Origin of the sequence: Kitasatospora sp. NPDC057738 (genome assembly GCF_042798815.1) — a bacterium.
Taxonomy (GTDB): domain Bacteria; phylum Actinomycetota; class Actinomycetes; order Streptomycetales; family Streptomycetaceae; genus Kitasatospora; species Kitasatospora lactacystinica.
The window spans coordinates 60,907-84,520 of the sequence record NZ_JBHVJT010000032.1 but is presented as its reverse complement, the minus strand read 5'-3'; the positions used below and the strand labels follow the sequence as shown (position 1 = coordinate 84,520).

Sequence of the window (23,614 nt, the reverse complement as noted above, 5' to 3'; positions counted from 1 at the left end):
CGCAGGACACTACGGTCGGGGACGGGCCGCGGCCGTCATACCAGAGGGCCAACACGTCCCTGAATACCCGGGTATGACACCCCTACGGGTCAGCGCCGGTACTTGCGCAGTTCCCTCCGGGCCAGCGAGCGCTTGTGCACCTCGTCGGGGCCGTCCGCCAGCCGCAGGGTGCGGTTGCCGGCCCACAGCTGGGCGAGCGGGGTGTCCTGGCTGACGCCGGCGGCGCCGTGGGCCTGGACGGCCTTGTCGAGGATCCACTCGACGGTGCGCGGGGTGGCGATCTTGATCGCCTGGATCTCGGTGTGCGCACCGCGGTTGCCGACGGTGTCCATCAGCCAGGCGGTCTTCAGCACCAGCAGCCGCAACTGCTCGATCCGCACCCGGGACTCGGCGATCCAGTCCTGCACCACGCCCTGCTCGGCCAGCGGCTTCCCGAACGCCACCCGCTCGTCGGCCCGGCGGCACATCAGTTCCAGCGCCCGCTCGGCGATGCCGATGGCGCGCATGCAGTGGTGGATGCGGCCGGGGCCGAGCCGGGCCTGGGCGATGGCGAAGCCCGTGCCCTCCTCGCCGATCAGGTTCTCCACCGGGACGCGGACGTCCTCGAACAGCACCTCGGCGTGGCCGCCGTGATCGGCGTCGTCGTACCCGAAGACCGTCATGCCGCGCCGCACGGTCACGCCCGGGGTGTCGCGCGGGACGAGCACCATGCTCTGCTGCCGGTGGGGTTCGGCGGCCGGGTCGGTCCTGCCCATCACGATGAGGATCCGGCAGTCGGGGTTCATCGCCCCGGTGATGTACCACTTGCGGCCATTGACGACGTACTCCTCGCCGTCCCGCTCGATCCGGGTGGCGATGTTGGTGGCGTCCGAGGAGGCCACCTCGGGCTCGGTCATCGCGAAGGCCGAGCGGATCGCGCCGTCCAGCAGCGGGCGCAGCCAGCGCTCGCGCTGCTCGGCGCTGCCGAACTGGGCGAGCAGCTCCATGTTGCCGGTGTCGGGCGCCGCGCAGTTGAGCGCGGGCGGGGCCAACTGGATGCTGCGGCCGGTGATTTCGGCGAGCGGGGCGTACTGGAGGTTGGTCAGGCCGGCACCGGGCTCGCCGGGGAGGCTGTGCTTGTCCACAAAGAAGAGATTCCAGAGCCCCTGCTTGCGGGCCTCGGTCTGGAGGTCGGCGACGACCGGGGGGACGGCCCACCGGTCGCGGGCCGGGTCGGCGGGTCGGGCCGCGAGCTGGGCGGCGAGGACGGGCTCGGCGGGGTACACGTGCTCGTCCATGAAGGCGAGCAGCTGCTCGCGGAGCTCGTTCGTCCGGGCGTCGTAGGCGAAGTCCATCGGGTTCTCGGCTCTCCTTGAGGGTGCTCAGGCCTTGAGGGTGCTCAGGCCGTGCCGGGCGAGGATCGGGGCCATCTCGCCGGCGCGCTCGAAGCCGGCGCCCAGGGTGCGGCCCTGCCGGAAGCGGAAGTGGATGCCCTCGGCGACGGCGGCGAGCTTGAACGAGGCGAAGGCGACGTACCAGTCGAGGTCCTCCGCCCGGCGCCCGGTCGCGTCGGCGTAGGAGGAGACGATCTCGTCGGGCTTCGGGAAGCCGGGGGCGGTCATGGCGGAGGGGATGATGCCGCCGCCGACGCCGGCGAGTTCGGTGTACATCACCAGCAGGCCGACATCGGTGAGCGGGTCGCCGAGGGTGGACATCTCCCAGTCCAGGACGGCGGCGATGGTGTCGTCCGCGTCGACCAGGACGTTGTCGAGCCGGTAGTCGCCGTGCACCAGCGCGGGCGCGGGCGAGACCGGCAGCCGCTCGGCGAGCCCGGCGCGCAGGCGGTCGAGGTCCGGCAGGTCGCGGCTGCGGGAGGCTTCCAATTGCTTCGACCAGCGGCGCAGCTGGCGCTCCAGGTAGCCCTCCGGGCGGCCGAAGTCGGCGAGGCCGACGGCGGCCGGGTCGATCCCGTGCAGGGTGGCGAGGGTGTCGACCAGCCTGCGCCCGAGCGCGTGCACCCGCTGTTCGCCGAGGGCGGCCAGCGGGGCGGCGTCCCGGTGGGCGGTGCCGGGGACGTACTCCATCAGGTACCAGGGGGCGCCGAGGGTGTCGGTGTCCGGGTCGAGCAGCAGGGTGCGGGGGACGGGGACCCCGGTGTCGCGCAGCGCGGTCATCACCCGGTACTCGCGGCCCATGTCGTGCGCGGTGGCGAGGACGTGCCCGAGCGGCGGTCGCCGGAGGACCGCGCGGGAGGCGCCGTCGCTCAGCACGTACGTGAGGTTCGAGCGGCCGCCTTCGATGAGGTCGGCCCGCAACGGCCCCCGCCCCCGGCCCTCTCCCTGGCCCTGGCCCTGGAGGATGCCGGGCAGCTCGCGGTCCAGGTGGGCCCGGAGGCGGGCCAGGTCCAGGCCTGGCGGGTCGACGGGGGTCTCGGCCATCGGGCGGCTCCTCGGGGAAGCGGATCATTGACTAAGCGCTTGCTTAGCATTCAACCGCAGGAGGCCCCCTGTCAATGCCGCGAACCCCCGCGCCGCACGGCTCGGGGGTTCGATCGATGCGGGGGCCGCCGGCGAGGCCTTCTCATCACGCCATCCGCCGTGCGACACAAGGGAGTTGCTCGCCGACCCCGCCCCCACCGCGGTCGCACCGGCCCCGCCTCGACAGAGGTCGATCAAAAGTGTTCTGATGATCACTTCCATCGATCGTCTTCTGAACACCGCCTGATCGAAGATCAGAGAAATGGGGTCCGGTGAGGACTGCTCGCGGCTCGGCCATCCTGCTGGCGATGGGGGTCCTCGGGACCTCCGCCCTGGCGACGGGATGCTCCGGCACGCAGAGCAGACCCACGGCCGCCACCGGCACCACCCCGTCCACCCCGGCCCCGAGTGCCACGACCGACACCCCCGCCCCGCCACCCCCCGCCCCCACGCCCACCCCCACCTGGGACGGCCAGGTCAAGGTGCTCGGCGACGGCTCCACCTCCTACACCGGCCCGCAGCCCAAGCAGCCCACGCCCGAGAAGCTCAAGCCCGGCGAGAAGCCGCCGCAGTTCGTCGTCTTCTCCTGGGACGGCGCGCTGGAGGGCGACGATCGCATGTTCTCCCGCTTCCGCAAACTCGGCGTCGAGAACAACGCCCAGATGACCTTCTTCCTGAGCGGCCTCTACACCCTCCCCAAGTCCAGGAGCACGCTCTACAAGCCACCGCAGCACAAGCCCGGCGACGCCTCCATCGACTACGCCACCGACCCCCACATCAAGGACACCCTGGAACAGCTGCGCCTCGCCTGGCAGGACGGCAACGAGGTCGGCACCCACTTCAACGGGCACTTCTGCAACGCCAAGGGCGGCGGCGAGTGGAGCACCGAGGAGTGGAAGAGCGAGCTCGACCAGGCCGTCTCCTTCGTCACCAACTGGAAGACCAACACCGGCTTCAAGGACGTCCCGCCCCTCCCCTTCGACTACACCAAGGAACTGGTCGGCGGCCGCGCCCCCTGCCTGGAGGGCCAGAAGAACCTGCTGCCGGCCGAGAAGGCGGCGGGCTTCCGCTACGACGCCAGCTCCCCGGGCGAGTTCCAGGTCTGGCCGGTGAAGAAGGAGGGCATCTGGAACTTCCCGCTCCAGATGCTCCCCTACCCCGGCAGGTCGACCCAGAGCCTCTCGATGGACTTCAACTTCCTGGCCAACCAGTCCGGGAACACCACCAACGGCGACCCCAAGAAGTACGACACCTGGGAGAAGGAGACCCGCGAGAGCTACCTGGCCGGCTTCGAACGCGTCTACAACGGCAGCCGCGCCCCGCTCTTCATCGGCAACCACTTCGAGTCCTGGAACGGCGGCATCTACATGCAGGCCATCGAGGACGTGATGAAGAACGTCTGCAAGCGCGAGGGCGTCCGCTGCGTCTCCTTCCGCCAGGTCGCCGACTGGCTCGACGCCCAGGACCCGAAGGTCCTCGACCAGCTCCGCCAACTCGACCCCGCCCAACCGGCCGACTGGTCCCGCCTGGTCAGGTGACCGGACGGGACCGCCGGGCCTCAGACAGGAGGAGGCGCACCCCCGCCGTTCGGGGCGTCGAGGCGGGGGCCGGGTGCGTGTCAGCTTCGCCGGATGGGGCGGCGCGGGGTGGCGGGTCGGGCGGCGGTCGAGGGGATGCGGGAGCTCGCGGGGGCGGGGTTGACGGCTCCGGAGGTCTTCCGGCGGGCGGATGAACTGCTGCGCCCCGCTGGCCGACCCGACGCCGTCCTCGCTCGCCGACCCGACCGGCGTGGGCAGCCGCCGGGAGCTGATCGCGCGGATCATGCTCGGCGAGGGGCACGGCTGACCCGCCCCGCGGTTCACCGCTCCCCGACATCCGGACACCGGCCCGGTACCCGATCACCGGAACCGGCCCTCGTCGAGGCGTAGAACGCAGATGAGGCGAACAGCTCGGTCAGTGGTCGGGCCGGTGCGGTACGCGCCGTGCCCTGGTGAACTTCTGCCGTCCGGTGCCGGCGGCGAGCTCGCTGAGGCGCTCGCCGATCGCGGAGACGCCGGGGCGGGGCTCTTGCGCGAAGTACCAGGGCTTGCGCCGGCGCAGCAGGGCCTCACCGTGCTCGCTCCAGGTGAAGCCGGGCTTGCGCAGCAGCTTTCGGAACACCGCGTCGACCGTCTCCGGGTGGGCGGCGGCCAGGCGGCGGATCGGCAGCGGCGCGATCGACTCCTCGCGCAGGTAGGCGCGGAGCACCTCCTGGTACCGCCTGCGGCCCGCGAGAGCCGGGTCGGTGAAGAGGGCGCGCAGCATTCCGTAGTCGGCGTAGAAGTTGAGCCCGTCGACCTCGTCGTAGATGACGCCGACGGTGTCCGAGTCCGCGAGTTCCCGGGGCAGTTCGAAGGCCGGCAGATCGAGGCCCGTCTGCCGCCCGCCTCGCGCGCGGCCCGGGTGTTCGGCGACGGCGGCCTCCTGCCGGTTCCGGAAGTAGGCGTTGACCCGGCGTTCGGCCTCGGCAGGGGTGAGGACCAGTTCGTCGCCGCCGCAGAACTCGATGAAGGCGGCTCGGTCCTCCCGCAGCCGGTGCCATCCCTGTTCGATCTTCTCGGGGTTGCGGAAGACCAGTTCGGGGTGGTCGGCGGCCAACTGGATTGCGGCTTGGGCGATCTCGGTGGCGCTGGACTTCGGGTAGTACGACATCGCACCGGAGATCAGCCACGCCCCGTCGGCCGGGTCGACGGGCACCAGGCAGACGAGGAGGAATCCCCCCTTGGACACTCCGCGGAAAGCCGCCCGCCCGACGTTCGAGTACGTGCGGTACTCCAGGTCGTCGATCAGGTTCAGCAGGACGACGGCGTCCCCGTCCTTGCGCTGGACCTCGAAGACGCCCTCGACCGGGTCACGCCAGCCGAGCAGCATCGCCCGGTCGGCGTCGGTCAAGTCCCTTCGCCCGTCGACGAATCGATCCACCACGGTCGAACCGTCCGGCAGGCGGTACCGGAGGATGAAGTTGTCGATGATCCGGATCGCCGCGCTCTCGTCCAGCCGCCGCTCAGGGCCTGCCGCCTCCAGGAGGAGAGGTGTCAACCACCGGTCGAAGCGCGATCCCTGGGCGAAGGCGACGAGTTCGCCCTTCAGTTCGGAACTTCGCTCGATCAGGCCGCTCAACGACGCCTCGTCCACGCTCGGTACAACGACAGTCATGCGGGCCCTCTCGGTCTTGAAGGTTCCGGGCGCTCACTGTGCCCAGTAGTAGCGATAGGCCGCGACCCACTCCGCGCCGTCCGGCGCAGGGTCCGGCAAGGGAAGGTCCAGGAGCCCGATCGTCTGCCGGAACCCTCCGCGGGTGCACAGGGCGACGATCCTTCCGTCCCGCGCGAGGTCGACCTTGCGTACGGTCACCTCGACGCCCAGCACCAGGGTGCTGAACGGCACCGACAGGTTCTCCTCGATGGCGGCGAACAGACCCGACACCTGCTCGTGCTCGTCATACGTGTCGACCGTCGCCTCATCGACCAGCGCGGCGAGTCCTCGCCTGCTCAGCGCGCCCATGGCACCACGCTATCCGATTGTCCCTGACCGCTGCGCGAGCAGCCCGAAGGTCCACCGAGATGCGCGCGTGCCATCGTTTGTCGGCGAGGGGCACGGCTGACCCGCCCCGCGGACGGCGCGAGGGCGCCCTCCCGGTCGCCGCGGGGCGGTCGGGAGGGCGCCCTGTCGGACGCGCGGGCGGGGCGGAGGCGTCAGCCCCAGTTGCCCACCAGCGGGACGTCGCCCGGGTTGCCGAACTTCTTGCTGTAGATCACCAGGTCGGAGTTCTCGGCGGCCCCGTAGAAGCTCTGGTCGCCGGGCCGGTAGACGCCGATGGTCTCCTTGCCGGTGCCGTCCCAGTCGCCCTTGATCGGGCGGTCGCCGGGGTTGCCGAACCTGACGCCCGGGCGCGGGTGCTCCGTCCGGTTGGAGTCGTTCAGGTAGAAGGTCTGGGTCTGCGGGTCGTAGACGGCGACGGTGGTGGTGCCGTTGCCGTCCCAGTCGCCGACCAGCGGCTTCCAGCCCTCGTTGCCCAGCTTGATCCGGTACGTGATGGTGGAGTTGTCGTCGGACAGGTAGAAGTACTGGTCGCTGGGCCGGTAGACGCCGACCGTGGTCCGTCCCTGTCCGCTCCAGTCGCCGACCAGCGGGATGTCGCCGGGGACGCCGAACGGGAAGGTGGCGGCCACGGTGGCGTTGTCGTTCGACAGCTGGAAGGTCGAGGTGTCGGGGTGGTAGACGCCGATGGTGTCGGTGCCGGGACCGTTCCAGTGGCCGGTCAGCGGGACGGCGTCGCCGCCGCCGCCGAACCCGGTCCGGCCGGTGTACCAGCCGTTGTGGGCGGCCTCGGCGAAGCCGGCGTCCGACGGCCGGTACACGCCCACCGAAGCGGGTGCCGGTGTGGGCGTGGCGTTGACCACGGCGCTGCCGATCCGCTGCTGGGCCGCGACGGTCAGCGGCACCTTGGTCGGCTGGTCCGGGCCGAGCCAGCGGAAGTTCTGCAGGTAGACGACCCGGGGGTCCTGCGCGGCGATCGCGCGGTACTCGTCGTTGTACGCCGCGACGTCCGCGTCGGTCTTGCCGGAGTAGCAGCCGTCGGCGACGCCCTGCTCGTTGGTGGACTCCGGGAAGAGCATCAGGTGCTGGTCGGGCGAGGAGAGGAAGGTCTTCAGGTTCGCCAGCCGCCACTGGATCTCGCCGCGGCCCACGCAGTAGTAGTCGAAGCCGACGATGTCGACCTCGGGCGGGATCGGCGCGGTCTGCTCGGCGTTCCAGCGGTCGAGGCTCATGATCAGCGTCTTGTCCGGGAACGCGGCCCTGATCTGCTGGGCCTGCGCCTTGACCTGGTCGCCGTTCAGGCCGTGGGAGTAGGCCTCGTCCGTCATGTCGACGGCGCCGATCTTGTCGATGTTCGGTCCGATGCGCCGCACCAGATCGAGCAGGTTCTGCGCGGCGTTCGGGTTCGGGGTGACCTGCCAGTCACCCGGCGAGCGCGGGATCACCGTCTCCTGGTTGAGGTCGATCACGCAGGAGGCCGGCAGGCACTGGTCCAGGAACTCCAGGCGGGGGTCCTGGTCGCGCAGGTAGTTGTTGAAGTTGGTCCACTGCGCCACCTCCGGCGCGTGGTTGGCGCCGTAGTTCGGCTCGTTCGGGTCCCGGATGTCGAAGAACCCGTAGTAGCCGAGCCCGCCCAGCGTGGAGACCCGCAGGTCGTCCACCGTGGTGACCCGGCCGGCCGCCGAGTGGTGGGCGCCGAGCGAGACGTAGCCGTCGCGGGGCAGCCGGGCGTCGGTGCGGCCGGAGAAGACCGTCGCGCCGTTGACCCGCACGGTCGCCTGCTGCTTGTCGCCGGTCGCCAGCGCGACCGACACCTCGTAGGAGCCCGCAGCGGGGACGGCGGTCAGGGCGGTCGGCGTGCCGCCCTGGAAGAGCGTCAGCCCGCCGTCGGCCTGGACGCGCAGGCCGAGCGCGACGTCCTCGGCGTCCACGGCGCCCGTGCCGCCCGAGGCGTTGCTGACGGCGAGGGAGGCCCAGTCCTGGCCGGTGGTGGCGCCGACGACCGGGGTCAGGACGGCGTGCACCGTGTAGGCGCCGCTCTGGACGTCCGAGGTGGCCGGCTTGTTCAGGCGCACCGCCGAGGTGCCCTTGGGGAACGACAGCACGTTCGGCTGGGCCGGGCTGTTGACCTGCACCGAGCCCGCCGGCGGGTCGAGCGCCAGGCCCTTGACGCCGGAGACCGCGGTGTAGTCGGCGGAGATCAGGCTCGGCTGGCGGGCGCCGAGGTCCTGGTTGAGCCCGAAGTCGGCGGTGGCGTTGGGCGCGCCGTCGAAGGTGTCGACGAGCGGCTTGGCGCTGCGGGTGGCGCTGGTGTCGATCCGGCTGACGTTCAGGCCGTGGCCGGCGCCGTCGCCGAAGGTGGTGACGCGGTTCGGGTCGGAGAGGTAGGCGCCGAGGTAGAGGAACTCGCTGCCCGGCCAGCGGGTCACCCCGGCCGGCGCGGAGACGGTGAACGGGGTGCCGTTCACCGTCAGGGTGACGGCGCGGTCGGCGCCGGTGGAGACGGTGAGCGCGACGGCGTACTGCGCCGTGGGCGCGACCGAACCGGTCCAGAAGGGCGTCTCGCCGCCCCCGCCGTGGAAGAGGGCGAGCTCGCCGCGCGAGTTGACGGTCAGGCCGAGGTCGACGTCGCCGCCGGTGACGTAGCCGTTGCCGCGGTGGCTGCGGCTCAGCACGATCGAGCCCCAGTCCTTGCCGGTGGTGTCGCCGACGACCGGGTCGATCACCGTCGAGACGGTGTAGTGGCCGGTGCCGTCCGCGACGGCCGGCGCGCCCAGCATGACCGCGGAGACGCCCTTGGCGAACAGCAGCTTGTTCGGGTGGTCTGGGTGGCTGGTCTGGACGAACCACTGGTCGGGCGCGACCGAGGTGTCCCAGCGGCCGGAGACCCGGGTGTAGGAGATGCCGTGCTGCTTCTCCGGGGGCGACTGCCGGGCGTCGATCCCGACGTTCAGCCCGTACATCGGGTCGGTGTCCTGGGACGGGTCCAGCCGGAAGGTGTCCGCGAAGGCGCGCGTGGTGTCGAGGTCCACCGGCGTCGGCCCGGACCCGTCACCGGCCGGTGCGGCAGCGGCCGTGGTGGCGCCGGCCGTGGTGGCGTCCGCTGTGGTGGCGCCTGCCGTGGTGGGGGCGAGGCCCGCGGGCAGCAGCGCCAGCGCGAGCGCCGAGGCGCCGGCCAGCAGCCCGCGGCGCAGGTGTTGAGTGAGTATCACCGAGTCTTCGTCTCCCGGTCGTCGAATCGGCGGCGCGGGCGTGCGTCGCCGAAGGGAGCGGACACGGCTGTGTCGCACCAGCTCGGCGTACTTCCCCCCGGGCTGGGATCATAGGGGGTGGATACGAACGGCCGTGCCACAACCCCGCGCCGGCGGGCGGTCGTTCGCCCCCGACGTCACGGGAGGACGGCGACGGCCGGCGGCAGGTGGCCGGCGGGCAGGCGGGGGTCGGCGCGCAGCCAGTGCGGGCCCGTCGTCCAGCCGAGGAGCACCCGGCCCGCCCCCTCGTCCGCCGAGCCCCCGGCAGCGGCCTGACACAGGCCGGTCAGGGCCGGGGCGAGGCGGGCGGCGACGTGTGCGGGATGGCGGGCGGCCTCCGCGTCCAGGCCGGCGATGGTCCGGGCCCGCTCCTCCGGTGCGCACAGCGAGAGGTGGAGGACCATCTGCCGCCACGCGTACGCCGCGTCCTTGATCGCGGCGAGCGGGCGCGGGTTGCCGTGGACGCGGGCCGTCCGGCGGCAGACGGTGGTGAAGGCGCGGCGGGCGAGGTCGTCCCAGCCGGGGCTCGGGCGGATGCCGACGCGGGCCACCAGGACGGCGAGGTTGTGGGTGGTGAGGATCTGGGCCTGCTCGACGACCTTGCCGTTGGCGGCGACCGACCGGGCCGGACCCGGCCCGGCGCGCCCGGTGCACAGCTCGGCGAACCGCGCCGTCCCCGCGTCCGTCCCCGTGTCCGCCGTCGCGTCCGCCGTCGCGAGCCCGCGCAGCGCCGCGTAGTCGATGCCGTAGTAGCGCTCGTACAGCGTGCCGCCGAGCAGTTCCGCGGCGACGCCCGCCGCCGCGAGGAACTTCGGGGTGAACCTGCCGACGAAGATGTCCGCCGCCAACTCCTCCACCAGCGGCGCGTCGAGCCCCGACTGGCGGGCGAGCACCGCGAGTTCGCGGACCAGCGCGTTGGGCAGCAGCGTGCCGGGGAACGCCTGGACAGCCAGTTCGCCGAGCCGGCGCAGGGCGGTGAGCGCGGGCCCGCGGCCGTCCTCGTCGGAGCGGTGCGCCGCCACCGCCCGTACCCAGGGCAGTTCCTCGACCCGCACCTGTGCGGCGAGGTTCAGCAGGAGCAGCGAGCGGCGGTTGCGGAACGCCCGGTAGTTCGCGGCGGCGAGGGTGCGCAACGCCGCGTCCGGACAGGCCTCGACGCCGGTGGCGGCGACGAGTTGCGGGACGAGTTCGGCCAGGACTTCGGCCGAGGGCACGACGCCGCGCTCCACCAGGGTGCCGATCGGGGCGCTCAGGGTGGCTTCCACGAGGTTGCGGACCGGCGCGGGAACCGGGGTGCCCGCGGGCAGTCCGGTCTCCGCCGCCTCGGCGGCGGAGACGTCGGCGACCAGCGGCCCGACCTCGGCGGCGCCCGTCTCCTGGGGCTGTACGGCGAGCCGGCGCAGCACGAGCTGGGCGAGGTCGTGGTACGAGGGCCGCGCCGCCTGGACGGCCTGACGGGCGCGCAGTTCGGTGTGCGCGGCCGATCCCGGCCGGCCGCGGCGGCGCACCATGGAGTCCACCGCGTGCCGCAGCAGTCCCAGCCGGCGGGCGTCCAGCGGCCGGCCGGCGACGGCCTCCTCCAGGGCGCCGCGCAGGATGCCGAGGTTCTCCTTCGGGTCGCGGTGCTTGGTGCAGCGGGTGTGGGCCGCGGCGAGTTCCCGGTACTGGCGCAGCAGCAGCGCGCCGCGCTCCCGCCAGGGGCCGTCGGGTACGCACGCCGGTATCCGTCCGGCATCGCCGGTGGTCTTCCGGTCGACGGCCTCCGGTTCGACTGCCTGCGGATCGACGGCCTCCACGCCGGTGGCCTCCGGGCCGACGGCCTCCAGCCAGTGGGCGAGCAGCCGGTCGCCGAAGGGCTGCCAGACGGCGAGGGCCTCGCGCTGCGCCTCCACGGCGGCGTTCGGCCGGCGGCCGACGAGGGAGTCGACGGCGTCGCCGACGGTGTGCCGGTGCACCGCCTCGGGGTCCGGTGCGGGCAGCGCGGAGGGCCGGGGTGTGAAGCGCAGCCGGGAGGCGAACGGTTCGAGGGTGTCGACGAGGTCGAGCGCGGTGGCCGTGTCCCCGGCCCGGACCAGCCAGGCGACCGTCAGCAGCGCCGCCTCCTCAGGCACCGCGACCTCGTAGCGGCCGCTGTCGAGCAGCTCGTACAGCCGCGCCAGGCCGGGCTCGGTGAGGCAGTGGGCGAAGAGGGCCCGGCGGTCGGCCGGTACCCCGGCGAGGGCCGCGGCCTCGCGCTCGTACGGCTGGAGCGGCCCCTCGGCGCTCGCGGCGGAGGTGGCGAAGCCGCCGCGGACGACCTCGGGCGTCACCCAGGCGGGCAGCCCGGGGAGCGGGGTGCGCGAGCCGACGGCCGACCGCCCGGCGGCGGCACCGTCGAGCACGGCGCGCCAGCGGTCGGCGCGGGCCGCGGCACGGCGGCGGGTCTCGCCGTCGGAGTGGGTCAGCGCGGTGAGCAGCGCACGGGCCAACTGGTGCTGCGGGTACGGCCCGGACACCCCGGCCCCGGTGGAGTGCTGCTGATCAGCGTCGTCGTCCATAAGCCGACGTGGCAGGTTCCGCCCCTGCGCCCTCCGGGTCTCAAGCCCGGTGCTCTCCTGCTGAGCTACACGCCGTCGGGCGTGACACTAGACGCTCGGCCCGCGCGGACACAACGCGCTTTCCGTCACCGCCGACACGTCCACCGCCGGCACGTCCACCGCCTCCGACGCCAGTGCTTCGTGGACATGATTGTTCACGGCTGCATCACGACTTGACCACGGGACCGGTATCCCTCGGAGCCGATCGCTACGGTTCCCCTGCCACAACTGTCACGTCATGGGGGGACCATGCGTCGTACCGTCACTGCCCTGCTGGCCATCACGGCCGCTCTCGGCCTCACCGCCTGCGACCCGAAGGACTCCACCGGGAGCGGCGCCGGCGCCACGGCGGGCCCGTCGGCGGCCGGCGCCCCTTCGCAGACCGCATCCGCAGCTGCACCCACAGCCGATGCACCCGCAGCCCCCGCACCCGCTCCCGCACCCGCAACGGGCGCACCTGCGGCCGCCGCCGCCGGAACGGCCGTGCTCCCGAACTTCGTCGGCATGGGGCTGCAGTCCGCCCAGGACACCGCGCAGAGCGCCGGGTTCTTCCTCCTGACCAGTCATGACGCGCTCGGTCGCGACCGCAACCAGATCCTGGACCGCAACTGGAAGGTCTGCGCGCAGAACCCGGCCCCGGGCAGCCACCCCACCGGCACAAAAATCGACATGGGGGCGGTGAAGCTGGAGGAGAACTGCCCCGCCCAGGACCAGGGCGCCAACGGGCCCGCCAAGGCCGGATCCACCATGCCCGACTTCAAGGGCAAGGCCGTCTCGGTGGTACGGGATTCACTGCCGGGCAACACGTCCCTCAGCACCAAGGACGCCGGCCCGAAGAACCGTGCCGTCCTGGTGCAGTCGAACTGGCAGGTGTGCGGCCAGGATCCGGCTCCGGGCGCCGCCCTCACCGGTCAGCCGGTCAGTGTGACGGCCGTGAAGTTCGGCGAGACCTGCCCGTAACGGCCGGGCCCACCGGAATGCGATCGATCGTTTTCGGTCAGGTACAGAAATCCACCGATGAGGATCTATCAGCGGCCTGATCACCGCCACTAGGGTGCGGCGCATCCCCGTTGTTACGCCCTCCCGCGCCGTGCCCACGGCGGGGAGACGACCGATCGGAACGGTGTCGCCGTGACCAGGATCCTCCGCAAGCTGATGACCCGCACGGGACGGGCCGCCGCCACGGTCGCCGTCCTCGCGGCCGCGCTCACCGGCACGACGGCCGCCGGCACGGCCTCCGCGGCCGGCGGCTGGAGCTGCTCCGGGGCGCCCGTCCCGGCCGGCTACGTCATCACCATGTACAACGCCGGCGGCTGCAACAACCACGGCTCGTGGTACCAGCAGCCCGCCCAGAACCGGCTGTGGACCTGCTCCGGCTCGCCCATCGTCCCCGGCTACGTGCTGACGAACTACGACGTCAAGGGCTGCAGCGGCGTCGGCGCCTGGTTCCACGAGCAGGTCCGCAACGGCATCTGGACCTGCCCGTACTCGCCGATCCCGGCCGGCTACCGCAGCACCACCTACGACGCCCGCGGCTGCAGCGGCCTCGGCGCCTGGCTCACCGTCAAGATCTGAGCACACCCGTACGGCGGCGCCCCCTCCACCGCGAGGGGCGCCGCCGCACGAAGCCGCCGCACGAAGCCGCCGTACGAAGCCGCCGTACGAACCCGTCGGCGGCCGAGGAGTCCGCCTGCTCCGGCCCGCACCAGCGAGTGCAGGCCGAAGCAGGCCGAACACGCCTTCAGGTCCGGGGTGCGACGCGGTCTCGGCCGACGACGCCGCGCAGCCTCGACCGTCAGGCGGCGAAGGCGGCGAGGAGCTTGTCGGTGAGGCGGTCGAGGTAGTCGGGGGCGGTCGCCGTGCGGACGACCGCGAGGCGCCAGTACAGCGGGCCGGCGAGGAAGTCGAGTGCGAGCTCGCGGTCCACATCGGCGGGGAGTTCGCCGCGGTCGACCGCCCGTTCCAGCAGGCCGGTGGCCTTGCCGCGGCGGGTGTCGCGGACGGCGGTCATCAGCACCTGCGCCAGCTCGGGGTTGCGACCGCTTTCGGCGAGCAGATCGGGGATGATCTTCGACGGGAGCCGGTGGCGCAGCGCCCCGTCGATCTCGGTGAGGAAGGCGAGGACGTCGCCGCGCAGGGTGCCGGTGTCCTCGATCTCGGAGGCGTCCACGGCCACGGCCCGGATCAGGGCGACGGTCATGTCGAGCTTCGACGGCCAGCGGCGATAGATGGCGGCCTTGCCCGCCCCGGCGCGCTTGGCGACCGCCTCCAGGGAGAGCCGGGCGTAGCCGACGTCTGCCAGTTCCTCGAAGAAGGCGGCCGCGATCGCCTCGGTCACGGAGTCCTGGAGCACCGGCCCGCCGGGTGTCCGGCGCACGGGCTGCTCGGAGGGGCCGGGGGTCGCGGGCCGGGGCGCGGGCGTGTTGGGCATTCCCCGAACCTACACCAGGCGGAACGCTTGCGTCTCGACTAGGCGGGGGCTAGCGTTTAGACGAGACGGAACCGTTCCGTCTCAGCAATGTCGGGAGCACCCATGCGATTCCTCTTCGAGGACGAGTCGTTCTCCTTCGAAACACTCCGGGCGGCCGGATTCGCCAACTACGGCGGCGCCGACCTGGGCGAGGTCGTGGCCACCGCCCGGAACATCGGCGAAGGCGACGAGGCGGCCTGGCTGCGCGAGTGGAAGGCCACCGCCGAGCGCGTCCACGACATCGGCGACCGCGCCCTGGCGGCCGGGCACCGGGTCAGCGCCCGCGAAGCCCTGCTTCGCGCGTCGAACTACTACCGCACCGCCGAGTTCTACCGCCGCGACGACCCCGCGAACGACCCCGAGGCCAAGAGCCTCTCCGCGCTCTCCCGGGAGACCTTCGCCGCCGCGGCGGCCCTGATGGACACCCCCGTCGAGGCCGTGACCATCCCCTACCAGGACACCGGCCTGCCCGGCTACCTGTTCCTCGTCGACGACTCCGGCGCCCGGCGCCCCACCGTCCTGTTCACCAGCGGCTTCGACTCCACGCTGGAGGAGGCGTACTTCGCCGTCGCCGCGGCCGCGCTGCGCCGCGGCTACAACGTCCTCGCCTACGACGGTCCGGGCCAGGGCGCGGCGCTGCGCGAACAGCGGCTCGCCTTCCGCCCGGACTGGGAGGCCGTGGTGACCCCGGTGGTCGACTACGCGCTGACCCGCCCCGAGATCGCCGCCGACGGGCTGGTCCTGTTCGGCTACAGCCTCGGCGGCTACCTGGCCGCCCGCGCCGCCGCCCACGAACACCGCCCGGCCGCCCTGGTGCTGGACGACGGCCTGTACAGCTTCGGGGAGGCCCACGACCGGTTCATGCCGCCGTTCCTGCGCGAGTGGATCGAGGCCGGCCGGGACGACCTCGTGGAGCCGGTCATGGCTCTGCTCATGCAGGCGAGCACCCAGTTGCGGTGGGCCCTGCGCAACGGGGTGTGGACGTTCGGCGCCGCATCGGTGGCGGACTACATCCGCCGCACCGCCGACTACACCCTCGACGGCGTCGCCCGGCTCATCGACTGCCCCACCCTCGTCCTGGACGCCGAGAACGACCAGTTCTTCCGCGGCCAGCCCCAGCGGGTCCGGGCCGCGCTGACCTGCCCCCACACGCTCGTCACCCTGACCGAGGCCGAGGGCGCGGGCGAACACTGCCACATGGGCGCCATGTTCCGCTTCCACCAGACGGTCTTCGACTGGCTGGACACCACCCTGGCGCGGGCGGCCGGGCCCGCGAGCTGACGGGCGCGCCCGCCGGCCGACCACTCCGCGCCGACCACTCCGCGCCGACCCGACCTTCGCCGGCCCGACCACGCCCGCGGGACACCCCCGCGGATGCGCCTCCGGCCGGGTCCGTCCCCTGCGCGAACCCGACCGGCTGCCCGTGCGGCGCGTACGGGACGGGCGCGTCGACCAGGCCTGCGGCCGGATACGGGTGCGTCTGTCCTGTACGTGGAGATCGATCGTAGGCAACCGGGCCTTACCGATCGCTTACCGATCCCCGGCCGCTCGCCATCGCCGCCCCGCACCGCCTCGTGCCTCCCCCTGCTGCCCCGTGCCGCCCCGGGCCACCCCACGCCGCCTACCGGATGTCGCTCAGCTCCCGCGCCTCCTCCAGCACCCGCGCGGCCGACTCCGGCAGCCCGGCCGCCTGGTACGCCCGGCCGAGCGCGCGCAGCGCCTCCGCCAGGAAGGAGCGCCAACCGCGGGCCCGCCACACCAGCACCGACTCCTCCAGGTGCGCGACCGCCGAGGCGTGGTCGCCCGCCGCCAGGTCCAGCTCCCCCAGGATGCCGAGGGCCTGGGCGAGGTGGTGCCCCAGGTCGAACCGGCGGGCGATGGCCAGTGCGGCCTCCGCCGTCTCCCCGGCGCGGCCGTCGCCGGTGGCCGCGTACAGCATGGCCAGGTAGAGCAGCGAGAACGCCTCCACGTAGCGGTCCTTGAGGCAGCGGGCCATGGCGAGCGAGTGGAGGAGCAGCTCGCCGGCCCGCTCCACCTGGCCGGCCCGGCCGTGGGCGGCTCCCAGGAACTGGATGGCGGTCGCCTCGAAGCGGGTGTTGCCGATCAGCCGGGCCAGCCGCAGCGTCTCGGTGAGGTGCTCGATCGTGCGGTCGAGGTCCGTCTCCCCGTGGGCGATGGCGATGATCTGGTGCGCCCGGGCCTCGCCGCCCGGGTGGTCGTGGGCGGTGGCGAGGTCCAGGGCGCGGTGGCCGGCCTCCAGCGCCTCCTGTTCGCGGCCCTGGGCCACCAGGCTCCAGGCCGTCAGGACGAGGGCGTCGGCGGTCCCGCGTTCCTCCCCGACCTGCTCGAACAGCCGCTGCAGGTGCCGGGCGCGGTCCTCCAGCGCGACCATCGTCTCGGTGCCGTCCGCCAGGTCGACGGTCGTCCCGGAGCCGTCCGCCGGGGTGGTCCAGGTCGTCACCTCGATCAGGCCGCGGGTGAGCACGGCCGTGCCCAGCGCGTCGCCGGCGGTCCGGCAGGTCTGGAGGACGGTCAGGTGGGTGGTGCGCCAGTCGTCGTACAGGCCCCGCACGTCGCAGTACTTCTCCTGGCAGGCGGCGAGGTCCCACGCCACCGGCACCATGCGCAGCGCGGCGGCCTGCCGGGCGCTCGTGTTCAGGGCCGGCTGCTCGGCGTCGAACCAGGCCATCGGGTCGTCCAGCAGTGCCGCCGCGACGCCGGACGGCATCGGGTGGCGGGGTGCGGTGCCGTGGATCGGCGCGAAGCACGGCCCGGGCACCTGGTCGGCCGCCTGCTCGGCCAGCCAGAGCCAGGCGCCGAAGGCCCGTTCGAGCGCGGCGGTGCGCGCGGCCGGTTCGTCCGCGGCCTCGGCGTGCTCGCGCGCGTACAGCCGGACGAGGTCGTGGAAGCGGTAGCGCAGATGCGGCTCCGTGCCGGTCTCCTGCAGGAGTTGGGCGTCGATCAGCTCCTCCAGCTGCCGCTCGGCCTGCTCCGGCGGGATGTCGGCCATCGCCGCCGCGGCCCACGGCGCGAAGTCGGGCGCGTCGAGCAGTCCGAGCAGCCGGAACGTGCGTCGGGTCGGCTCCGACAGCCTGGCGTAGCCGACGGCGAAGCCCGCCCGTACGGCCAGGTTCCCCGCGGCCAGCTCGTCGAGCCGTCGCCGTTCGTCGCGCAGCAGGTGGGCGAGCCGGGCCAGGGTCCAGCGCGGCCGGGCGGCGAGGCGGGCCCCGGCGATGCGGACGGCCAGCGGCATGCCGCCGCACAGCTCGACGATCTGGGCGGCGGCCACCGGTTCGGCGGCGACCCGCTCGTTCCCGAGGATGCGGCGCAGCAGCGTCCGGGCGTGGGGGGCGTCGAGTTCGTGGAGGTCGACGAGCCGGGAGCCGGGCAGGGCGGTGAGCGCGGCGCGGCTGGTGACGAGGACGGCCGGTCGGGCACCGGGCCGGTTGCCGGTTCGGCCGCCTGACCCGTCGCCCGGCCGTTCGCCGGACCCGTCGCCCGGCGGTTCGTCCGCGGCCGCCGGTGTGCCCGGGAGCAGCGGGACGATCTGCTGCTCCCCCGCGGCGTTGTCGAGGAGGACGAGCGTGCGGCGGCCGGCGAGCAGGGTGCGGTACAGCGCGGAACGCTCCTCCAGGGAGGCCGGGATCTCCCGGGGGTCGGCGCCGAGGGCGCGCAGGAAGGCGGCCAGGACGCCGGCCGGGTCGGCGGGCGTCTCGTCGGCCCCGCGCAGGTCCGCGTAGAGCCGGCCGTCCGGGTAGTCGACGGCGGCGAGGTGGGCGGTGCGGACGGCCAGCGCGGTCTTGCCGATGCCGCCCATGCCCGCGATCACCGGTACCCGGCCGGTCGCCAGGGCGTCCAGCACGATCCGCACCTGCTCGTCGCGTCCGGTGAAGTCCGGGACGTCCCGGGGGAGTTGGGAGGGCACGCGGGCGGGACCGCGGTCCGGCCGGGCGCCCTCCCGGTCCTGCGCCAGCAGCGCCAGGAAGACGTTCCGCACCTGCTCGCCCGGCTCGATCCCGAGCTCCTCGGACAGCCGCCGGCGCAGCGCCTGGAAGCGGCGCAGCGCCTCGGCCGCCCGACCGTCCGCCGCCAGCAGCTCCAGCAGGGCGGCCTGCAGGGGCTCGTCGAACGGGTACTCCTCGGCGAGCGCCGTCAGGGCGGGGACGGCGGTCCGGGACGCTCCGGCGGCCGTCGCGGCCCGGGCCAGCGCCAGGGCGGTGACGCGCACTTCGTGCTCCACGGTCGTGACCAGCGGGTCCTCGCGGTTCACCCGTTCCAGCCCGGCCAGCACCGGGCCGCGCCGAAGGCCGATCGCCCCGGCCGGGTCCCCGTCGGCGGCGAGCCTGCGGAACCGTCCGAGGTCCACCGCGTCCGGCCCGGTCACCAGCCGGTAGCCCTGCCCGTCGGACTCCAGCGCCACCGCCTCGTCCCCGAACCGCCCGAGCCAGGTGCGCAGCCGCGACATCCCGGTGTGCACCGCGCCCCGGCCGACCCGGTCCGACTGCTCCGCCCACACGAGGTCCAGCAGCCGCCCCACGGGCAGCCGTTCCCCCTCCGCGAGCAGCAGGGCCCCCAGCAGCCCCCGCAGCACGGTGGCCCGCGGCAGCGCCTGCGGCACGGCGTCCACATCGACCGTCAGGGGCCCCAGCAGCCCGAACGTCATCTTCATCCGCTTCAGTCCCTCGATGCTCACGACCGCACCGAGGCCCGCCCGGCCGCCCGATCGGGTGGCGCCCGCCGACCTCGGCACGACCCTGACACTAGTCCGGGCACTGATCAACAGCGGCCACCGGCCCTGCGGTCCGCCGCCCGGCACCGCACCCCGGCGGTACCGCAGCTCGTCAGTACCGCACCTCGACGGTCGCTCCGGCGGCCCGCAGCTCGGCCGCCACGGCCTCGGCGAGGTCCGAGGTCACGTCATCGAGGACAACCGCGGGCAGCCGACCGAGCAGGGCCTTGCCGTGCCACAGGCTGAGCCCGGTCCGACGCCTGACGGCCTTCGCGACCTCCAGCACGCGCGGCCCCGCACCGGTCACCACGACGCGGATGGGCCCCCCGTCACAGACCAACTCGAAGTACCCGTCCGCCGCCACCACTCCCCCACCCCCAGCCGTTGCCCGGAGGACAGACACTGCCGCAACGCCCGGTCGACCGAGAAACACACCCGGCCCGGGGGCCCGCCCGACCGGACGTCGGTTGCGGGGACCGTGCAGCACGGTCCCCGCGGCGGCCCGGCCTACTGTCCGGTGGCCGTCTTCATGTAGGCGGTCCAGATCCGGGTCGGCACGGTGGCGTCGGAGGTGTCCGGGGTGGCGCCGCCCAGGCCTTCGAGGGAGAGGAGCTTCATGTCCTTCAGGTCCGCGCGGAACACGGTGACCGCCGTCGACAGCTGCCCGTTGTAGCCGACGAACCAGCCCGCCGTGCGGTCCGCGGTGGTGCCGGGTTTGGCGGCCAGGTTCGGGCCGGCCTCCGCCGCCGGCTTGGCGGCCCCGTCGCGGACGGAGCCCTTGAGTGCCGCGTCCACCTCGCCCGCGACCGCCGGGGTGAGTGCCTGGGTGGCGGCCGGCAGGCGCAGGGGGAGCTGGACGCCGTTGCGGGAGATCCTGAGGACCGAGTACGGGTCGGTGTGGGAGCCGCCGGCCGCGAAGGCGGCGTACGCGTCGGCGGTGCGCAGGGCGCTGGGGGTGGAGTTGCCGACGCCGAGGGCCGGGACGAGTTCGCCGAGGCTGTTGGGGAGCAGGCCGAGGTCGGTAGCGGTCTTCTGCACCTTGTCCAGGCCGACGTCCATGCCGAGCTGCATCAGCGGCCCGTTGACGGACTGTTCGACCGCGTTCCGCAGGGTGACGCTGCCCCAGTTCCGCTTGCCGTCGTTGGCGGTCTTGACGATCTTCCCGTCCCGTCCCCAGTACGGCCCTTCCGGGGTCATCACGTTCACCCCGTCGTCGCCGTTGTAGGTGGTGGTGGGCGCGACCGGGGTGCGGTCGCCGCCGCGCCGGCGCTGCACTCCCTCGCCGAGCCCGGCGGCGTACACCACCGGGGTGAACGCCGAACCGATCGGCACCGTCGTGGTGTTGGCGTTGTTGAAGCCCTGCTTCAGGTAGTCGGGGCCGCCGTAGAGCGCGACGACCCGGCCGTCCGGGGCCAGCGAGGCGGCGCCGACCTTCAGGAGCTTGTCGGACTCCCGGTTGTCCGGGTCGATCCCCGCGGTGCCCTGCTGGACGGCGGTGACCAGGGCGTCGACCTTCGGCTTCTCGAAGGTGGTGCGGATCTGGTGGCCGCCGAGGTCGAACTGGGCCGGGGTGATGTCGCTGTGGCTCTCCACGTAGGCGCGGGCCGTGTCGACCAGGTACCCGATCTGGCCGCTCAGCCCCGCCGACTTCGGCTGCGGCTTGGGCTCGGGGAACACCGTGTACCCGGCGCGCTCGGCGGCGGACAGCTTGCCCACCTCCACCATCCGGTCCAGGATCCAGGACCAGCGCTCCTCGGCCCGTTCCCGGTTCCCCGCGCTGATCGCCGGGTCGTACTGCCCGGCGCCTTTCAACAGGGCTGCCAGGAAGGCGCCTTCGCTCGGGTCGAGCTGGGAGACGTCCTTGCCGTAGTAGGCGGCCGCGGCGCGCTCGATGCCGTAACTGCCGCGCCCGAACCAGCTGGTGTTCAGGTAGCCGGCCAGGATGTCCTGCTTGCTCATCCGGTCGTCCAGCTTGATGGCGATGGCGATCTCGCTGAGTTTGCGGGACATGTCCTGACGCTGGTTCAGGTAGATGTTCTTGACGTACTGCTGGGTGATGGTGGAGCCGCCCTGGGTGTCGCCGCCGGTGACCATCTGGACGACGGCACGGCCGATGCCGGTCACGGAGATGCCCGGGTCGGTGTAGAAGGTCTCGTTCTCGGCGGCCAGTACCGCCCACTGCACCGGCTCCGGTACCTGGGCGAGTGGCACCTCCTGCCGGTTGGTCGGGCCGATCCGCGCCATCTCGGTGCCGTCCGCCCAGTAGTAGACGTTGTTCTGCTGGGTGGCGAAGGAGTTGAGGTCCTCCGGGACGGCGGTGTTCGTGTAGAACCAGGCCAGCCAGCCCGTCAGCGCCGCCGCCCCGGTCCCGGCCACCAGCACCTGCTGCCGCCAGGAGGGGAGCCAGCGGCGGACTCCGCGCCGTCCGCGGCGCGGGTAGTCGATCCGCAGGAACCGGCGCAGGGGTGAACGCGGGGAGGCGCCCGGGTCCGGGGACCGGCACGGGTCCGTTGACCGGCTCGGGGACGGACTCGGGGAGGGGTCCGGGGACGGGCTCAGGGGCGGCCCCGGGGACGGGCGCCGCCCCCGGAACGGGCGCCACGCCCGTAACGGCCTCCGACGCGGTGGGAAGCGCCACCGCCGCCGCCCGGGCTTCTCCTCTTCGGCGGCGCTGTCTTGCTGGGCACGCACAGTCCGGTCTCCGATTCGCTCGTGGGCGTGATCCTCCGTACACATAGACGCGGTGGGAACATCAGTACGTATGCCTCGCCTTGGTGTGATCATGGTCATACTCGGTGCGGTGAACCCGGGCGCCCGGGCCACGGACGGCGGGCGGACGGCAGGTGGACGGACGGCCGACGGCCGACCCGCGCGGGCACCGGTCCGCAGCCGCCCCGGCGTACCGCCAGAATGACGCCATGAGGATGATCCAGACCGCCGTCGGCGCGATGCTGCTCCTGCTGATCGTCGGCAGCATCCTGCGCACGCTGGTCGTTCCGCGCGGGCTCTACTCGGCGCTGGTGATGCGGCTCTGGCGGATGCTGCGCGGGCTGCTGCGGCTGGCCGCCGGACCGGGCCGCGGCTACCACGCGCAGGACCGGGCCCTCACCTGGCTGGCGCCGCTGGTGCTGCTGGGCATGCTCGGGGTGTGGCTCAGCTGCATGCTCACCGCCTACACCCTGCTGCTGCACGGCACCTCGGAGCTCAGCTGGTCGGTGTCCGTGCGCGAGGCCGGGTCCAGTCTGTTCACCCTCGGCTTCGCCAGCGGCGACCGGCTGCACCTCTCCGCGATCGACTTCCTGGCCGCCGCCAGCGGCCCGCTGGTGATCGCCCTCCAGATCTCCTACCTGCCGACCCTCTACGCCGCCTACCAGCGCCGCGAGACCGAGGTGACGCTGCTGCAGTCCCGGGCCGGCGAGCCCGCCTGGGGCCCCGAGCTGCTGGCCCGCCAGTCCCTGGTGGACACCGAGACCGCGCTCCCCCAGCTCTACCGGGACTGGGAGCGGCTGGCCGCCGACATCGGCGAGAGCCACTCCAACTACCCGGTGCTGCTCTCCTTCCGCTCCCCGCAGCCCAACCGCAGCTGGGTGGTCGGACTGATCGCCGTGATGGACGCCGCCGCCCTGCACCTGGCGCTCTGCCCGCGTTCGGCCCCGCCCGAGGCCCGGCTGGTGCTCCGGGCCGGCTTCACCGCGCTGCGCGACATCGCCCGCTCGCTGCGGATCGACTTCGACACGGACCCGGACCCGGACGTCCCGATCCGGCTGACCTACGCCGAGTACCTGGGCGCCGTCGCGATGATCACCGCGGCCGGTTTCCCGCGTGAGCGCCCGGTCGAGGAGGCCTGGGCGCACTTCCACGGCTGGCGGGTCAACTACGAGGCCCTGGCGTACGAACTGGCCCGCCGCAGCGACGCCGTCCCCGCGCTGTGGACCGGCCCGCGCGACTTCCGCGCCCCGGTCATCCCGCCGGCCCGCCCCGCCGACCGCCGGCCGTCCTCGGCCCCGCCGCCGGCCGGGCCGTCGCTGCCGCCGGTGCCGCCGGTCTGAGCGGTCCGCTGCGCGCCGACGCCTCCTGGATCGAGGGCCTGTCCCTCGTCGCCGCCGACGAGCACGGCAGCGCCGTCGGCCACGCCCTGCTGACCCGCTGCCACATCGGCGACGTCCCGGCCCTGTGCCTGGCCCCGTGCGCCGTGCTCCCCGCGTACCAGCGCACCGGCTCCGGCTCCGCCGCCGTCCGCGCCGCCCTCGACGCGGCACGGGGCCTGGGCGAACGCCACGTCGTCGTCCTGGGCCACCCGGACTACTACCCGCGGTTCGGCTTCACCCGCGCCGGCGCCCACGGCATCGGCCTGACCATCGACGTCCCGGACGAGGCGCTGATGGCCCTCTCCCTGGACGCCGACCACCCGCTGCCCGCGGGCACCGTCCGCTACGCCGCGCCGTTCGGCATCTGACGGACGGCGGCGGGGGGGGGGGGGGAGGGGGGACCGCATCCCCCCGCTCCCCCCCCCACGACCCCCCCCCCCCCCTTCCCCCCACCCCAACCCCCCC

General features: G+C 73.5%; 15 protein-coding genes and 1 tRNA gene. 5 read left to right on the top strand and 11 right to left on the bottom strand.

Annotated elements, in window-relative coordinates:
- Window positions 1-89: 89 nt before the first annotated feature.
- Both ACFVGO_RS19235 and ACFVGO_RS19230 read right to left on the bottom strand, forming a co-directional pair.
- Window positions 90-1,334 carry an acyl-CoA dehydrogenase family protein gene (locus tag ACFVGO_RS19235; RefSeq protein ID WP_359909282.1) on the bottom strand — a complete coding sequence of 415 codons (1,245 nt, stop codon included), beginning with the start codon at window positions 1,332-1,334 and terminating at the stop codon, window positions 90-92.
- 27 nt (window positions 1,335-1,361) lie between these two features.
- Entirely contained in the window at window positions 1,362-2,417 is a 1,056-nt protein-coding gene (locus ACFVGO_RS19230) for a phosphotransferase family protein (RefSeq protein WP_380633032.1), read from the bottom strand.
- Window positions 2,418-2,764: 347 nt separating this feature from the next.
- Between ACFVGO_RS19230 and ACFVGO_RS19225 the strand changes: the two genes are divergently transcribed.
- Entirely contained in the window at window positions 2,765-3,994 is a 1,230-nt protein-coding gene (locus ACFVGO_RS19225; protein ID WP_380357690.1) for a hypothetical protein, read from the top strand.
- 415 nt (window positions 3,995-4,409) lie between these two features.
- Here ACFVGO_RS19225 and ACFVGO_RS19220 read toward each other — a convergent pair whose 3' ends face one another.
- From ACFVGO_RS19220 to ACFVGO_RS19200, 5 genes are all read right to left on the bottom strand, one after another.
- The gene (locus ACFVGO_RS19220; RefSeq protein WP_380633031.1) at window positions 4,410-5,651 is read right to left on the bottom strand and encodes a hypothetical protein; all 1,242 of its coding nucleotides are present in this window, start codon (window positions 5,649-5,651) and stop codon (window positions 4,410-4,412) included.
- A gap of 33 nt (window positions 5,652-5,684) precedes the next feature.
- A complete protein-coding gene (locus ACFVGO_RS19215) occupies window positions 5,685-5,999 on the bottom strand; it encodes a hypothetical protein (RefSeq protein ID WP_380633029.1) in 315 nt (104 codons plus the stop codon).
- A 191-nt stretch (window positions 6,000-6,190) separates the two neighbouring features.
- A complete protein-coding gene (locus tag ACFVGO_RS19210; protein WP_380633028.1) occupies window positions 6,191-9,247 on the bottom strand; it encodes a hypothetical protein in 3,057 nt (1,018 codons plus the stop codon).
- Window positions 9,248-9,423: 176 nt separating this feature from the next.
- The gene (locus tag ACFVGO_RS19205) at window positions 9,424-11,823 is read right to left on the bottom strand and encodes a hypothetical protein (protein ID WP_380633027.1); all 2,400 of its coding nucleotides are present in this window, start codon (window positions 11,821-11,823) and stop codon (window positions 9,424-9,426) included.
- A 3-nt stretch (window positions 11,824-11,826) separates the two neighbouring features.
- Window positions 11,827-11,898 (bottom strand) — tRNA-Ser (locus ACFVGO_RS19200).
- A 447-nt stretch (window positions 11,899-12,345) separates the two neighbouring features.
- On the opposite strand from ACFVGO_RS19200, the gene ACFVGO_RS19195 reads away from it, so the two are divergent.
- Complete coding sequence (locus tag ACFVGO_RS19195; RefSeq protein ID WP_380633026.1) at window positions 12,346-12,822, top strand: hypothetical protein; 477 nt, start codon at window positions 12,346-12,348, stop codon at window positions 12,820-12,822.
- Window positions 12,823-12,993: 171 nt separating this feature from the next.
- Window positions 12,994-13,437 (top strand): hypothetical protein, encoded by a 444-nt coding sequence (locus ACFVGO_RS19190; protein ID WP_380357664.1) that lies wholly within the window; start codon window positions 12,994-12,996, stop codon window positions 13,435-13,437.
- Window positions 13,438-13,657: 220 nt separating this feature from the next.
- Here ACFVGO_RS19190 and ACFVGO_RS19185 read toward each other — a convergent pair whose 3' ends face one another.
- Complete coding sequence (locus ACFVGO_RS19185; protein ID WP_359909303.1) at window positions 13,658-14,293, bottom strand: TetR-like C-terminal domain-containing protein; 636 nt, start codon at window positions 14,291-14,293, stop codon at window positions 13,658-13,660.
- 102 nt (window positions 14,294-14,395) lie between these two features.
- On the opposite strand from ACFVGO_RS19185, the gene ACFVGO_RS19180 reads away from it, so the two are divergent.
- The gene (locus ACFVGO_RS19180; protein WP_380358842.1) at window positions 14,396-15,613 is read left to right on the top strand and encodes an alpha/beta fold hydrolase; all 1,218 of its coding nucleotides are present in this window, start codon (window positions 14,396-14,398) and stop codon (window positions 15,611-15,613) included.
- 340 nt (window positions 15,614-15,953) lie between these two features.
- Here the strand turns inward: ACFVGO_RS19180 and ACFVGO_RS19175 are convergent, their stop codons facing one another.
- The 3 genes from ACFVGO_RS19175 to ACFVGO_RS19165 all read right to left on the bottom strand — a co-directional run bounded on the left by ACFVGO_RS19175 (window position 15,954) and on the right by ACFVGO_RS19165 (window position 21,437).
- Window positions 15,954-19,025: an ATP-binding protein gene (locus ACFVGO_RS19175; RefSeq protein ID WP_380633024.1), complete on the bottom strand. Its 3,072-nt coding sequence runs from the start codon at window positions 19,023-19,025 to the stop codon at window positions 15,954-15,956.
- A 148-nt stretch (window positions 19,026-19,173) separates the two neighbouring features.
- Entirely contained in the window at window positions 19,174-19,368 is a 195-nt protein-coding gene (locus ACFVGO_RS19170) for a ribosomal protein L7/L12 (RefSeq protein WP_380633043.1), read from the bottom strand.
- A gap of 200 nt (window positions 19,369-19,568) precedes the next feature.
- The gene (locus ACFVGO_RS19165) at window positions 19,569-21,437 is read right to left on the bottom strand and encodes a transglycosylase domain-containing protein (protein ID WP_380633022.1); all 1,869 of its coding nucleotides are present in this window, start codon (window positions 21,435-21,437) and stop codon (window positions 19,569-19,571) included.
- A 1,552-nt stretch (window positions 21,438-22,989) separates the two neighbouring features.
- Between ACFVGO_RS19165 and ACFVGO_RS19160 the strand changes: the two genes are divergently transcribed.
- Window positions 22,990-23,517, top strand: coding sequence for a GNAT family N-acetyltransferase (locus ACFVGO_RS19160; protein ID WP_380633020.1), 528 nt, complete (start codon window positions 22,990-22,992; stop codon window positions 23,515-23,517).
- Window positions 23,518-23,614: the final 97 nt, after the last annotated feature.

What these genes read in the sequence shown, in the direction of transcription:
- ACFVGO_RS19185 (WP_359909303.1), bottom strand. Translation starts at nt 14,293, where the DNA reads ATGCCCAACACGCCCGCGCCCCGGCCCGCGACCCCCGGCCCCTCCGAG.
- ACFVGO_RS19220 (WP_380633031.1), bottom strand. Translation starts at nt 5,651, where the DNA reads ATGACTGTCGTTGTACCGAGCGTGGACGAGGCGTCGTTGAGCGGCCTG.
- ACFVGO_RS19230 (WP_380633032.1), bottom strand. Translation starts at nt 2,417, where the DNA reads ATGGCCGAGACCCCCGTCGACCCGCCAGGCCTGGACCTGGCCCGCCTC.
- ACFVGO_RS19215 (WP_380633029.1), bottom strand. Translation starts at nt 5,999, where the DNA reads ATGGGCGCGCTGAGCAGGCGAGGACTCGCCGCGCTGGTCGATGAGGCG.
- ACFVGO_RS19205 (WP_380633027.1), bottom strand. Translation starts at nt 11,823, where the DNA reads ATGGACGACGACGCTGATCAGCAGCACTCCACCGGGGCCGGGGTGTCC.
- ACFVGO_RS19235 (WP_359909282.1), bottom strand. Translation starts at nt 1,334, where the DNA reads ATGGACTTCGCCTACGACGCCCGGACGAACGAGCTCCGCGAGCAGCTG.
- ACFVGO_RS19180 (WP_380358842.1), top strand. Translation starts at nt 14,396, where the DNA reads ATGCGATTCCTCTTCGAGGACGAGTCGTTCTCCTTCGAAACACTCCGG.
- ACFVGO_RS19225 (WP_380357690.1), top strand. Translation starts at nt 2,765, where the DNA reads ATGGGGGTCCTCGGGACCTCCGCCCTGGCGACGGGATGCTCCGGCACG.